Raw genomic sequence first — 12,727 nt, 5'->3', positions numbered from 1 at the left:
CATAAAGCAGCGCATGCTAGGGGCTCAGCCTAGGCTTTTCAAGCCATTAGACGCTCGCAAAAGCAAATATTCTAAACTTAGATCATTTAATTATTAATAATATTTTCAATATGTTATGTAAAAAACACTGCATGCATCGCCTTAAGCTATTCGGTAGACACCGCCACCCTCCACGCCGCAAGCATGGAATCGCGCTGGGACTCACTAACGGCGGCCCTGCCCAGCCACACACTCAATATCAACGCCGCAGAATTTGGATCGCGAATCACCCCTAAGAGCTCTTGATTTAAACTCAGCTGCAAGCCCTGTTCAGGTCGCCATGCAAGATGATACTGATCTCCTTTTTCGACACTCTTATACCAGCTGCAAAAACGCGCGATATCCGCTGCTGCTGCCGACAATTCCTCTGCAGAATAAGAGTTGGCCAGCGCTTTATTTGTCATACCGCGAAAGCGCTCTGCCGACACTCCAATTTTATACTTGATGATGATCTGCTTGGCATAACTGGGCTCGAGGATATCACCATCCACCGGCAGGGCTTGCACAGGGTCGACCTGCAAACGGGTATAGGTTAAATCCTTCCACAGTAGGCTAAATGTTTCTGCGCTCACCGTGCGCCAGTTGTCTGCCGCCAAGAGCTGGCTTGGCAAAATTACCGGCTGCAACAATAGCGATATACTCAGCAAACGTATGCGCCAGTGTTTGATCATTATGGCCACCACTAAGAATCCCCATCAATCGCCAGCATCGACTTGCGACCCAACATAAAAAACACCAGCAGCTTGAGGATGACCGGCGCCAATACATAAACTGCGCTAATCGCCCACACCGGCGGCGCGGCGGCCTCGGTCTGGCTACCCAACCACAAATACGCCACGCCAACTGCCACGCCCATGGCCGCTTTACTCAGCATGCTCCACAGCGCAAACATTCTCGCGCCTAGCGCCGCGCCGCCGTGTTCGGCCGACAAGGTCTGCGCCAAGGCCGTTTGCAGCGCCGACGGCAGCGCTTGATCTGCCCCCAAAGCCAAGCCGGTGCCAATGCTAATGGCGATAAACCAGCCCACATCACCCTCACCCAGCAATGCCGCAAAGCTGAACAACAGCGCCGAACTGCACAAACCAATGCGCCACGCCCACAGATTGCCAATACGCCTCGCGAGGAAATACCAAAATGGCACCCCAGCCAAGCCGGCAAGAAAATAGCTTATCAATACCACCGGCAACTGACTCTCGGCATGCAGCACTTCCCGCATAAACAAAATAAGCACGGTGCCGGGAATCGCATTGGCCAGCATGTTGGCAAACCACGGCAGCGCTAAACTGCGCAGCCGCTGGTCGGCCAACAACACTTTAAAATTAAGTATTTGTCGATTTTGCGGCGGCCCTTGGCTGCCTTGTAAGCACACTGTGAGCAGCAACACCGCCAATAACAGCAACAGCGCTGTGGGAATCATAGCCGGCGTCAAGGTCGCTGGCAGCACCATTGCCAGCAGGGTGCCCAATAACAACAGAGCTTCGCGGCTGCTGTTATAGCGCAGGCGATCTAAGCCCGAAACAGAGATATTCACAGGAAGCGCTAACCAAGGTACAGTAATGCCAGTCCAGCCCAGCATGAGCAATACCAGCCCAGTTAGTAATAATGGCAGGGGCCAGGGGTGGGGCAAATAGATCAGCGCAAGTGCGCTGCTGGCAATGAGCAACCATGCGCCAAGCCATAAGCTGCGATGACTACCGTGCTTATCGATCCAAGCCCCCACGGGCAGATCGCTAAGTACATCGCTAAATCTGGCGGCAAAAAACAGCGCACCGACTATGCTGTAGCCATAGCCGCCCTGCTCTGCTAGCCACAGCGGCGCGTAAAGATAAAACGGTAGCCCCAAGGCGGCTAAGGGCAAGCCTGGCAAGGCGTAGCGTACAAGCGGCCACACTCGGAAAGGATTCCACATGTGTTTCTCCATAACAGCGGCAATTAATGTTGCCTCGCCACGTGTGTTTACAGCGGCTGATCTGTTCTGGGGAGATATACGTAAATATAACAAAGTGCGATCAGTGATAAATCTATGCAAACATCTACAACGTTAAGACCGGCGGCATTAGCGCCATTAAAAATTGCGGTCATCGGTTCCGGAATATCGGGCTTAAGCAGCGCGTGGCTGCTGGGCAAGCAACACCAAGTTACTCTTTTTGAGCAGGATTCACGCCTCGGCGGCCACAGCAATACTGTCGATATCCTCACCAGTGCGGGCACCATTGCCGTAGATACTGGATTTATCGTTTTTAACGAGCGCTGCTACCCCAATCTAGTAGCACTGTTTAAACATTTAGGCGTTGGCTACCAAAGCACCGATATGTCCTTTGGCGTGTCTTTAGATAAGGGCCGACTGGAATACAGTGGCTCGAACTCCTTAGCCACCATGTTCGCCCAAAAGCGCAATATTTTTCGGCCGCGTTTCTGGGGCATGATTCAGGATTTACTGCGCTTTTATAAGCAAAGCGCCGGCTGGCTAGAAACCCTTCCTGCCGAATTGTCCCTTGGCGAATTACTGCGCCAAGAGAAGTTTGGGCCCGGCTTTTGTGAAGACCACCTACTGCCTATGAGCGCCGCGATTTGGTCTACCCCCATTGAGAAAATGCTCGCCTACCCAGCCAAAACCTTTTTGCGCTTTTGCGATAATCACGGCCTTTTACAGGTCAATGAGCGTCCCCAGTGGCAAACAGTGAACAACGGCTCGCGGGAGTACGTAAAGCGAATGGCCAGCGACTTTGGCGGCACTATTAAGCTGAATTGCGGTATTAGCAAAGTGCGCCGCGCCAGCGACCACGTTACCCTTATTGATGAACACGGCGAGAGTCACCGCTTTGACCACGTGGTGATGGCGGGCCATGCAGATCAGTCGCTGGCTCTGCTTGACGAGCCCAGTCAAGCGGAAAGCAGTTTACTTGGCGCCTTTGCCTACGAGAATAACGAAGCCGTGCTGCACCGCGATGAAAGTTTAATGCCCAAGCGCTGCGAGGTGTGGTCGAGCTGGAATTACCTCGCCGACACCAAGCAAACAAGCAAACAAGCAAAAAAGTGTCGGTCAGTTACTGGATGAACTTACTTCAGCATCTACCTTGCCAAGAGTCGATTTTGCTCACCCTAAATCCGCTGACTGAGCCGCGTAAAGATCAAGTTTACCGCCGTTTTAACTACCAGCACCCCGTGTTCAACGAGGCCTCTCTCAACGCCCAGCAGCATCTTTGGGAACTACAGGGCCAGCGCCGCACGTGGTTCTGTGGCAGCTATTTTGGCTATGGCTTTCATGAAGATGGCATTCAATCTGGCTTGGCGGTGGCCGAGCAACTGGGCAATACCGTGCGACCGTGGATTGTGCCCAATGCCAGTGGCCGCATTCATCTGAGCACTAAGCCGGTGATCGATAATGCCGCGTGAGCGCTGAGTTGCGCACCGCGATTTATCGCGGCGAAGTTCGCCACCAGCGCTTAGCGCCGCTGAGCCACCGCTTTGCCTACCGAATTAGCAGTTTTCTGTTTGACCTAGACGAGCTAGACCAAGCGGCAAGCCATTGCCGCTGGTTTTCGGTGAATCGCTTTAATTTATTTAGCTTCCATTTTAAAGATATCGGCAATGGCAGCGGCGAAACTCCCCGCAGCTACCTTGAGCGCAGCCTGAAAGCAGAGGGAATCGATGACACCCTCGCGCGCGCCAGCTTACTCTGCTACCCCCGCATCATGGGCTACACCTTTAATCCACTGAGCGTCTATTACTGTTATAACGAGCAGCAGCAGTTGTTTGCCGTTCTATATGAGGTGAGCAATACCTTTAAGCAGCGGCACAGCTATTTATTTGCGGTGGCCAAAGCGGACCGCGAAAAAACCACAATTCAACAACAGTGCGATAAAAATTTTTACGTGTCGCCGTTTAACAGCATGGCCATGCGCTATAAATTCAGGCTTCTGCCGCCTCTAGATAAAATCGGCATTAGTATTCGCGTCCAAGCAGACGCCAAAGACCTGCTTCACGCCGCATTCCAAGGCCAGCGCAGGCCCTTTAACGATCGCGAATTACTGCGCAATTTCTGCACCCTGCCCTTTATGACGTTGAAAGTACTTGGCGGTATTCACTGGGAGGCACTAAAGTTATTTTGCCAAGGTTTGAAATTAGTCCCTCGGCCAGCTGAACCAAGTTCGTCAATTTCACGTATTGATAAATAAATATGCTGAATACGCAAAGGGTCTACTATGAAATCAGCTGCAGCTGCCTTAGAAAGTCATCTTGATTCCGGCTGGTGGGCAAAGCGCCAACAGCAAATGCTCGCCAAAGTGCTCGCGCCCTTATCCAAGGCGGCGCGAGGTGTGCTCAGCCTGACGCTTCCCAATGGTAGTTGCATTGAATTTGGCGACCACCCCTGCGAACGCTTAAACCCAGTAGTGACTCTGCACAACTGGAAAGCCGTGCGCAAAGCCTTTACCGGCGGCTCAGTAGGCTGGAGCGAAGCGTACATGGACGGCGATTGGGACAGCCCCGATCTCGCTGTTTTGGTGGAGTGGATTGCCGTTAACGAAGCCTACTTTGACGGCATGCTCGACAGCGGTAAATTAGAAGGCGCCATTCAAAAATGGCGGCATCGCCGCAACGCCAATAGCAAGCGCGGCAGCCGCCGCAACATTAGCTACCACTACGACTTGGGCAACGAATTTTATGAGCGCTGGCTAGACCCCAGCATGACTTACTCAGCCGCCTACTACCGCGACGAGCAGCAAAGCCTCAACGACGCCCAGCACGCAAAATATCAACGACTCATCGACCTAATCAATATAAAAGACGGTGACCGCATTCTAGAGATTGGCTGCGGCTGGGGTGGCTTTGCCGAGCAGCTTTGCCTGCAAAAGACCGTTGAACTCCACGGCATCACCCTGTCGGAGCGCCAGCTGGAATACGCCAAGCAGCGGCTTAGCAAGCGGGAACTGCGCGGTAGCGCCGAGTTCAGCCTAACCGATTACCGTGATACCAAGAGCCAATACGACCATATTGTGTCGATAGAAATGCTCGAGGCAGTCGGCGAGAAATATTGGCCGACCTATTTCGATACTCTGTACCAACGCCTCAAACCCGGTGGCAGCGCCGCCATTCAAATTATAACTATTGAAGAGGCCCGCTTTGCGGGCTATAGCGCCAACCCCGACTTTATTCAGACCTATATTTTCCCCGGCGGCATGCTGCCCAGCCCCGAGCGCTTCCGCGCCGAAGCGCAAACCGCTGGGCTAACAATAAAAGATGAAGAGGCCTTTGGCTTGGGCTACGCCCGCACCCTGCACGAGTGGGCAAAAAGCTTTAACCAACACTGGTCCGAGATTGCACCTCTGGGCTTTGACCAACGCTTTAAGCGGATGTGGAATTACTACCTAGGCTACTGCGAGGGTGGGTTTCGGGGTAAATCGATTGATGTTTATCAGTTTGTGCTTGAGAAGCCGCTGCACTAAAAAAAACAGAGGGTCGCTTAGCGGCCCTCTGTTTAAAATATAGATTAATTCATCCCCTATCCGCATAGCCTCACCACAGCACAACAGCCACCCACCTAGCTAAACCGCTGACTGACAGTACTTTCCCCTCCGCCAGAGTTAGTGGTAGGCCGTATTATGCTCAGCAGTACTTGCAGCCGAAATAGGGCGTAATCTGGCGATATTTACTTGAACTTATAAAGTATAACTACCTCCAAACGTTCATGAAAAACCGAGTTATACGTACAATCCACTATGAAATTAGCGGGTTTTAAGGCCATCCACAAGATTACAGCATGCTAAGATAGTGACAATTGGCAGGACGAAAAACCGAAGAGCAAACGCTATGAAGACAAATAAACGATGGGGCAACGGAGCGCGGGTCGACGATCTCGATACCGGTAAGAAAATTCTGCTCAAATCCGCCGTTGACTGTTTTATGACCAAAGGCATCAAAGCCACGACCATAGAAGACATTGCCAAAGTGGCCAATGTTACTCGGCGTACGGTGTACCGCTATTTTAACGGTAAATCCGATATTATTACGGCCTTGATCGACATAGAACGCCAACGGATGTTCTATAAAATCAAAGATATAGCTGTATTGCACGACAATAACTTTCCGCTAATGCTAGAGGAATGTATTTGGTTTGCCGCCACCTATCGGCCACCAGAGGCGGGCAAGATCGACTTGGTTTCCGGCGTTAATGCCGCCGAGGCCTCACCGCACATCGACACCGACGAGTCTGACCAGCATTGGCGCGAACTGCTCAAAGAGCCGCTAAATGCATACAATGCACGCAATAAACGCAGCGTAAAGCTCGACGACTTAATCAAAGTCGTCGGTCGCCTAGTTATCTCTTACCGCCAATTCCCCAGCACTAAAGAGCAATTTAAAGCCAGTATGCTTGCGCTTATGCTTTGAGACCGCTAGGTCTCTCTGCGCCCTTATCACGCCGCGCTACTCTAGTGCGGTGTTATTTCGTCGGTAGGTCGCAACACCGCATTTGGTAGCCATACCGCCAACCCCAACCGTTATTACACATATACCCCCATCCGAGTAAGCATTGTTCCGCATATTCTGCCAGCCCCTTAATCGCTAAAGTAACTACATACAAAAAATACACGATTCGGGGACAAAACCATGGCAACTGCAAAAAAAACACCAGCACAGCCTGAACACGGTACTATTTTTGGCCAAAATATCTCGCGCCAAGCGTCATTAAATCAAAACGGCCTAAAACGCAGCGAATGGTGGTTGAACGTAAATTACGCTGAAACCATTGAAATTAATCACGCTGTTTCCGCATTACAGCGCCGCGCCAGCTAAAGCGCTGCACGACACTGTTTTATCTTTGGCTACGCACCACTAAGTAAAGTCACCTATACTTAGTTATCTGGAAAAGTCGTATTTTAAATTTAAGAGTGCATGAAGCCTCAGCTACGAGCCCTACCGAGATGAAAAAACCCGAAGACAAGCCCCCCGTCAATACACCATTCGAGCAAGTCGACGAAGCACCAACCTCAAAACGCCAGTTCGGCAGCCATCGTGGCGATTGGTGGCTGGATGTAAACTACTCCGAAGACATCGATATGAACAAAGCAATTGACACCAAGGCCGCGCGAGAAAAGCGCAAGCCCTGAACTCCGTCACTAGCAAATTTTAGGTTGTCATGCACGGCGTTATCTACCCCCATCCTAGCAAGCACAAATTGCTTCTACCCCATTTCTGAGCTCCACTACGGCCGTCATAAGCCCTGCACCCACCTCAGAAACCGTACTCAGTTCACAGTTTGAATACACAGGTTCACTCGCTAGGGACTTTTCCCTATACTCCATTCCTAGCCCTGTCGGTACCTTGGTTACTCACTGCATTACGCCGCTGAGCAAAACCAATGAGGGCGCCGAAAATGGCCACAACAAATAAATCAGATAGCACTTTTTCCCAAGAAATTCGCCGTGGTGCGCGCACGATTAACCCCTACGGCAATAACCGCGCCGAGTGGTGGCTGAATGTTAATTACGCCGAAGTAATCGACATGCGCGATGCAGTCAACGGCAAACTCAATAGCACTCGCTTAGCAAATTAAAGCCGGTGCGTTCAACACCGGTACTCTATGATAAATTGGCAGGAAATTGACACCGTTCTTCTCGACATGGACGGCACTTTACTCGACTTACACTACGACAATTTTTTCTGGTCGCAACATCTCCCCAAGCGCTACGCTGAAATTCACGGTGGCGAACCAGAGCAAGTAGCACAAGACTTAATACAGCGCATTATGGCCGAGCGCGGCTCGCTCAATTGGTACTGCTTAGACTACTGGTCAGATCAGCTTAAGGTGGATATCGTCGCCCTTAAGCGCGAAGTAGCTCACTTAATTGCTCCCCACCCCAGCACTGCGGATTTTTTAAACGCCCTAGACGCGAGTCACTGCGAAACCTGGCTGGTCACCAACGCCCACCGCGGCAGCTTAAATCTAAAATTAGAGCACACCGACCTAGCCCGCTGGATGCACAAAATGATCACCTCCCATGAGCTGGCCAAACCCAAAGAAGACCCCGAGTTTTGGCATCGGCTACAACAGCACTGGGACTTTAATCCAGAGCGCACGCTGCTGGTTGACGACACCGCCAGCGTGCTCGATTCCGCCGCGGCATTTGGTATTCGCCATCTACTTACCCTGCGCCAGCCGGACAGCAAACAACCCAGCCGCGAGCAGTTGAGCTACCCCGCTATTCACCACTTTTCTGAAATACTCCCCATTCCCAAGCGGAGTACGGCCAATGACTGATAACCCAGCGGGTATTCGCCTCGACAAATGGCTGTGGGCAGCGCGCTTTTACAAAACTCGCAGCCTTGCCAAACAGGCCGTAGAAGGCGGCAAGGTTCACTACAACGGCGAGCGCTGCAAAGTGAGTAAAGAAGTGCAAGTTGGCGCAACGCTCACGATTCGCTCGGGCTGGGACAGCAAAGTAGTGGATGTAATCGCGCTATCCGGCCAGCGCCGCGGCGCACCAGAGGCGGCACTACTCTACCGCGAGACCGAAGACAGTATTCGCGCCCGCGAACAAATCGCCGCCGACCGCAAAATACTCGGCGCGGCGGCCGGCCTATTACACCCCGAGCGACCCAATAAAAAGCAACGCCGTCAAATCCATCGCTTTAAAAACCTAAACGACGAGTAAATATTAGCCGCAAGTCAAACAAGACCCAGCCCTGCCTAAACGCTATAATTGGCCGCTTCTTTGATCACGGACACCAGACCCGCCATGAGCGATACCATCAGCCGCTTTATTTTTGACAACAGCGATGTTCGTGGCGAGCATATTCGCTTAGAAAAAAGCTACCAAGACATTCTTAGTATTCATCACTACCCCCCAGGCGTCGCCAATTTGCTGGGCGAATTCCTCGCCGCCGCGAGTTTACTGAGCGCCACTATTAAATTTGAAGGTGCGCTGATACTGCAAGTGCGCGGCGACGGCGAAATCCCATTGATTATGGCCGAAGCCAACTCCAAGCAAGAGCTCCGCGCCATTGCTCGCGATGCCAACGAAGCCATGAGCACCGACTTCAAAGCCCTGATCGGCAATGGGCAACTGGCCATGACCATCGCCCCAGACAACGGCAAACCCTACCAAGGTATTGTCAGCTTAGATGGCAATAGCCTCGCCCACTGCCTAGAAGCCTATTTTCAGCGCAGCGAGCAGCTCGCCACCCGCGTTTGGCTGTGCGCCGACGGCCAACACGCCAGCGGCTTGCTATTGCAACAATTGCCCAGTATCAAACCCGACCTAGACCGCTGGGAACACCTGAGCACCATTGCCCACACCATCAAAAATGACGAATTGCTCAATTTAGATGTCGAAACGCTGCTCTATCGGCTCTACCACCAAGACGCCGTTCGCTTATTTGACAGCAAGCCAATGGTCGCCCGCTGTCGCTGCAGCCGCGAACGCGTCGCCCAAGCCCTAATATCTATCGGCCGCGAAGAGCTCGACGACATCCTTCTGGAGCAGGGCCAAATTGAGACCAATTGCGAGTTTTGCAACCGCCTCTACCAATTTAGCCCCAGCGATGTCGACGCCCTTTTTGAGCAAGGCAGCGACATTACCCGTCATTAAATTAAGCACCATATTTGGGCACACTTCTCAAACCGAGATTTATGCCCGCAAAGATTAGCGCTGCTTCAGGTTTTTTGTAATAATGGCGCCCCAAATTACCAGCCACTTTGGGGGTTCTCTTTCTTGCCCACCCCACAGCAACACCCAAGGCTGCTCTCAGGATTACGCGACAGGAAAACAGAGAATGAGTGCTGAAACGACGATTTACACAGATTTGACCCCCGCTCAACTAATTGAGCAAGCCCTGAGTCGCGGCGAAGGCCGTCTCGCCGACAGCGGCGCGCTGGTAGTCACCACCGGCAAGCGCACTGGCCGTTCACCTGGCGACCGCTATATCGTTCAAGAGCCCTCTACCTCTGACGCCATCGACTGGACCAGCGTAAACCGTCCCTTCGACGCCGCTAAATTCGACGCCCTGTGGAACCGAGTTGAAGACTACCTAGCCGACCACGACAGCTTTGTCTCCTCACTCCACGTTGGCGCCCACGAAGATCACTACATCCCCGTGGTAGTAAACACCCAAACTGCATGGCAGGGATTGTTCGGCCGCAATATGTTTGTGCGCCCCGCCAAATACAATCCTAAGGGCAAAGAAGAGTGGACCATCATCAACTGCGCGGGTTTTGTTTGCGAGCCTGAGCGCGATGGCACTAACTCAGACGGCTGTGTCATCATCAATTTTGCCCAGCGCAAAGTACTGCTGGCAGGCATGCGCTACGCTGGTGAGATGAAGAAAGCGATGTTCTCTGTGCAGAACTTCCTGCTCCCCGAAAAAGACGTTATGCCTATGCACTGCTCGGCCAACGTCGACGAGTCTGGCCAAACCACCCTATTTTTCGGTCTGTCTGGCACCGGTAAGACCACCCTGTCTGCCGACCCAAGCTGCTACTTGATCGGTGACGACGAACACGGCTGGGCAAAAGGCTCGGTATTTAATATTGAAGGCGGCTGCTACGCCAAGACCATCAACCTAAGCCAGAAAAACGAACCCATTATTTGGGACGCGATTCGCTTTGGCGCCATTGTTGAGAACGTGGTTATTGACGACCACACTCGCCACGCCGATTACGACGACACCAGCCTCACTGAAAATGGCCGCTGCTGCTACCCGCTGGAAAACGTAGAGAAACGTGTTATTGAGAACGCTGCAGGCGAACCCAAAACCGTTATCTTCCTGACCTGCGACGTATCTGGCGTGATTCCGCCAATTTCAATTCTGTCTAAAGAAGCGGCGGCATTTCACTTCCTGAGCGGCTACACCGCACGGGTTGGCTCCACTGAACTGGGCGCAGAAGCGGGTATCCACCCCACGTTCTCCACCTGCTTTGGCGCGCCCTTTATGCCTCGTCCGGCTGGCGACTACGCCGAGCTGCTGATGAAACGTATCGACGACTTCGACTCACAGGTTTACCTGATCAACACCGGCTGGACCGGTGGTTCAGGCGCCGCTGGCGGCACTGGCTCACGTTTCCCAATCCCAGTTACCCGCGCAGTCGTTGCTGCCGCCCAGAACGGCACTCTAATTGGCGCCGAAACTGAGCAGCTCGAAGCGCTGAACCTGACTATCCCCAAAGCGATTCCAGGTGTTGATGACAAATACATCAACCCGCGCAAAGCGTGGGGCGACACTGCAGCCTACGACGCTGAAGCAACTAAGCTTGCTCGCCTATTCCAAGAAAACATCAAGAAATTTGACGTTTCTGAGGCGATTATTGCTGCAGGCCCTAAAGCGTAAATTCGGGCTGAGTAACAAAAAAGGGCAGCTTAGCTGCCCTTTTTTGTGCCGTTAAATATGCCGCCAAACTTGCCTGACACCCTAATCCGGCACACACTTACCACTCCCCTGCCTGCAAGGGCTCAGCCCTTCTAATTAGCTCGGCTTTTTACTGGACACGGCTAATGACAACAGATTCCTCCGCAGAACATACCGCGATTTTTATCAGCGACTGCCAACACGCTTTTCAAAATGGCCAATTGCAGCGTTTAATACTGTCTAAGTATCAGGGTGATGAACCCGAACTTACTCGTATTAGCGTTCGCCCAATAAACCTAAAAAGTACCGCGTTACTGTCATTCCTCTATGAATACCGCAGTCGTCATGTCACCAAGAACATGAGCATAGAAGACGCCGTGCGGCTGCTGCACCGCTGGCTGGGCAACGATTTCAACAACGCCCACTTGATTAGCACAGAATGGGAAATTCAACTGCGCTTCAATAAAAAAGGCAAAGCACTGCTCAATAAACACCGCAACAAGACCAACAACCAAACCGAGACTCAGCAACACAATCGCGAAAAAAATCGCTTTGTAGAGCAGAGCCGCCCGTATCTTCAAGCGCTTGGCATTACCGATCAGCGAGCCCAAATCATTCCCGCGATGTCACGCAAATGGAAGCAGATAAACCGCTTCATCGAAGTGCTCGCTGGCGCGATAAACACAACGGGACTGGCCACCCAAAAAGAACTGCATATAGCCGACTTTGGCTCGGGTAAAGCCTACCTAACGTTTGCCCTGCACGACTATCTTCACGACCAACTGCATATCCCCGCCCAAGTCACCGGCGTTGAATTGCGCCAAGAACTCGTCGACCTCTGCAATAAAACCGCGGCAAATTTAGCCTTGGAAGGCATTAAATTTGAACAGGGCGACGTTCAGCATTTTGCCGCCCAGCACATTAACGTCATGATTGCCCTGCACGCCTGCGACACCGCCACCGACCACGCCATTCACATGGGCATTCGCAGCGGCGCCAACATTATTATGTGCTCGCCGTGTTGCCACAAACAAATTCGTCCCCAGCTAAAAAGCCCCGCCTTGTTAGCACCATTGCTACAACACGGTATTCACCTTGGCCAAGAGGCCGAAATGCTCACCGATGGCCTGCGCGCGCTATTATTGGAAGCGCACGGCTACGACACTAAAGTATTCGAATTTATCTCACTGGAGCACACCAGTAAAAATAAAATGATCCTCGCCCAAAAGCGGCGCCAGCCCCAAGACAACAGCGAAGTATTGCAACAGATCGCGGGCATTAAAGCTTTTTACGGCATTCAAGAACACTGCCTAGAACGCCTACTGCAAGAGAGCGCCTAAGGCCT

Annotated in this window: 15 protein-coding genes; 13 read left to right on the top strand and 2 right to left on the bottom strand. The window is 52.3% G+C overall.

Features of this window, described 5'->3' with window-relative positions:
- Positions 1-146: 146 nt before the first annotated feature.
- Together P1U47_RS09460 and P1U47_RS09455 are read right to left on the bottom strand one after the other, a co-directional pair.
- Positions 147-710, bottom strand: coding sequence for a chalcone isomerase family protein (locus P1U47_RS09460; RefSeq protein WP_301028553.1), 564 nt, complete (start codon positions 708-710; stop codon positions 147-149).
- An 11-nt stretch (positions 711-721) separates the two neighbouring features.
- Positions 722-1,948, bottom strand: a complete 1,227-nt coding sequence (locus P1U47_RS09455; RefSeq protein ID WP_301028552.1) for an MFS transporter — start codon at positions 1,946-1,948, stop codon at positions 722-724.
- A gap of 114 nt (positions 1,949-2,062) precedes the next feature.
- Between P1U47_RS09455 and P1U47_RS09450 the strand changes: the two genes are divergently transcribed.
- The 13 genes from P1U47_RS09450 to P1U47_RS09390 all read left to right on the top strand — a co-directional run bounded on the left by P1U47_RS09450 (position 2,063) and on the right by P1U47_RS09390 (position 12,722).
- Positions 2,063-3,097, top strand: a complete 1,035-nt coding sequence (locus P1U47_RS09450) for an FAD-dependent oxidoreductase (RefSeq protein ID WP_301028551.1) — start codon at positions 2,063-2,065, stop codon at positions 3,095-3,097.
- Positions 3,094-3,435, top strand: a complete 342-nt coding sequence (locus P1U47_RS09445) for a hypothetical protein (protein ID WP_301028550.1) — start codon at positions 3,094-3,096, stop codon at positions 3,433-3,435. The genes P1U47_RS09450 and P1U47_RS09445 overlap by 4 nt, the downstream gene beginning before the upstream one ends.
- Positions 3,432-4,217, top strand: a complete 786-nt coding sequence (locus P1U47_RS09440; RefSeq protein ID WP_301028548.1) for a DUF1365 family protein — start codon at positions 3,432-3,434, stop codon at positions 4,215-4,217. Before P1U47_RS09445 ends, P1U47_RS09440 begins: the two co-directional genes overlap by 4 nt.
- A gap of 27 nt (positions 4,218-4,244) precedes the next feature.
- Positions 4,245-5,486, top strand: a complete 1,242-nt coding sequence (locus tag P1U47_RS09435) for a cyclopropane-fatty-acyl-phospholipid synthase family protein (RefSeq protein ID WP_301028546.1) — start codon at positions 4,245-4,247, stop codon at positions 5,484-5,486.
- A gap of 364 nt (positions 5,487-5,850) precedes the next feature.
- Positions 5,851-6,429, top strand: a complete 579-nt coding sequence (locus tag P1U47_RS09430; RefSeq protein ID WP_301028545.1) for a TetR/AcrR family transcriptional regulator — start codon at positions 5,851-5,853, stop codon at positions 6,427-6,429.
- A gap of 219 nt (positions 6,430-6,648) precedes the next feature.
- Positions 6,649-6,834, top strand: coding sequence for a hypothetical protein (locus tag P1U47_RS09425; protein WP_301028544.1), 186 nt, complete (start codon positions 6,649-6,651; stop codon positions 6,832-6,834).
- 128 nt (positions 6,835-6,962) lie between these two features.
- Positions 6,963-7,148 (top strand): hypothetical protein, encoded by a 186-nt coding sequence (locus P1U47_RS09420; protein WP_301028542.1) that lies wholly within the window; start codon positions 6,963-6,965, stop codon positions 7,146-7,148.
- 266 nt (positions 7,149-7,414) lie between these two features.
- On the top strand, positions 7,415-7,594 hold the full coding sequence (locus P1U47_RS09415) for a hypothetical protein (protein ID WP_301028541.1): 180 nt from the start codon (positions 7,415-7,417) through the stop codon (positions 7,592-7,594).
- Between the two features lie 27 nt (positions 7,595-7,621).
- Positions 7,622-8,299, top strand: a complete 678-nt coding sequence (gene yrfG / locus P1U47_RS09410; RefSeq protein WP_301028539.1) for a GMP/IMP nucleotidase — start codon at positions 7,622-7,624, stop codon at positions 8,297-8,299.
- Positions 8,292-8,693, top strand: a complete 402-nt coding sequence (locus P1U47_RS09405; protein WP_301028538.1) for a S4 domain-containing protein — start codon at positions 8,292-8,294, stop codon at positions 8,691-8,693. The genes yrfG and P1U47_RS09405 overlap by 8 nt, the downstream gene beginning before the upstream one ends.
- Positions 8,694-8,777: 84 nt before the next feature.
- Positions 8,778-9,629 (top strand): Hsp33 family molecular chaperone HslO, encoded by an 852-nt coding sequence (hslO, locus tag P1U47_RS09400; protein WP_301028536.1) that lies wholly within the window; start codon positions 8,778-8,780, stop codon positions 9,627-9,629.
- Between the two features lie 82 nt (positions 9,630-9,711).
- Positions 9,712-11,364 (top strand): phosphoenolpyruvate carboxykinase, encoded by a 1,653-nt coding sequence (locus tag P1U47_RS09395; RefSeq protein WP_301028535.1) that lies wholly within the window; start codon positions 9,712-9,714, stop codon positions 11,362-11,364.
- A gap of 164 nt (positions 11,365-11,528) precedes the next feature.
- Complete coding sequence (locus tag P1U47_RS09390) at positions 11,529-12,722, top strand: SAM-dependent methyltransferase (RefSeq protein ID WP_301028534.1); 1,194 nt, start codon at positions 11,529-11,531, stop codon at positions 12,720-12,722.
- The last annotated feature ends 5 nt before the right edge of the window (positions 12,723-12,727 follow it).

Origin of the sequence: Zhongshania sp., assembly GCF_029212375.1 — a bacterium.
Lineage (GTDB): Bacteria > Pseudomonadota > Gammaproteobacteria > Pseudomonadales > Spongiibacteraceae > Spongiibacter.
This window is presented reverse-complemented; position numbering and strand designations above follow the sequence as displayed.

Coding starts and splice junctions, on each gene's coding strand:
- P1U47_RS09460 (WP_301028553.1), bottom strand. CDS start 710: ATGATCAAACACTGGCGCATACGTTTGCTGAGTATATCGCTATTGTTG.
- P1U47_RS09455 (WP_301028552.1), bottom strand. CDS start 1,948: ATGTGGAATCCTTTCCGAGTGTGGCCGCTTGTACGCTACGCCTTGCCA.
- P1U47_RS09450 (WP_301028551.1), top strand. CDS start 2,063: ATGCAAACATCTACAACGTTAAGACCGGCGGCATTAGCGCCATTAAAA.
- P1U47_RS09445 (WP_301028550.1), top strand. CDS start 3,094: ATGAACTTACTTCAGCATCTACCTTGCCAAGAGTCGATTTTGCTCACC.
- P1U47_RS09435 (WP_301028546.1), top strand. CDS start 4,245: ATGAAATCAGCTGCAGCTGCCTTAGAAAGTCATCTTGATTCCGGCTGG.
- P1U47_RS09430 (WP_301028545.1), top strand. CDS start 5,851: ATGAAGACAAATAAACGATGGGGCAACGGAGCGCGGGTCGACGATCTC.
- P1U47_RS09425 (WP_301028544.1), top strand. CDS start 6,649: ATGGCAACTGCAAAAAAAACACCAGCACAGCCTGAACACGGTACTATT.
- P1U47_RS09420 (WP_301028542.1), top strand. CDS start 6,963: ATGAAAAAACCCGAAGACAAGCCCCCCGTCAATACACCATTCGAGCAA.
- P1U47_RS09415 (WP_301028541.1), top strand. CDS start 7,415: ATGGCCACAACAAATAAATCAGATAGCACTTTTTCCCAAGAAATTCGC.
- yrfG (WP_301028539.1), top strand. CDS start 7,622: ATGATAAATTGGCAGGAAATTGACACCGTTCTTCTCGACATGGACGGC.
- P1U47_RS09405 (WP_301028538.1), top strand. CDS start 8,292: ATGACTGATAACCCAGCGGGTATTCGCCTCGACAAATGGCTGTGGGCA.
- hslO (WP_301028536.1), top strand. CDS start 8,778: ATGAGCGATACCATCAGCCGCTTTATTTTTGACAACAGCGATGTTCGT.
- P1U47_RS09395 (WP_301028535.1), top strand. CDS start 9,712: ATGGCGCCCCAAATTACCAGCCACTTTGGGGGTTCTCTTTCTTGCCCA.
- P1U47_RS09390 (WP_301028534.1), top strand. CDS start 11,529: ATGACAACAGATTCCTCCGCAGAACATACCGCGATTTTTATCAGCGAC.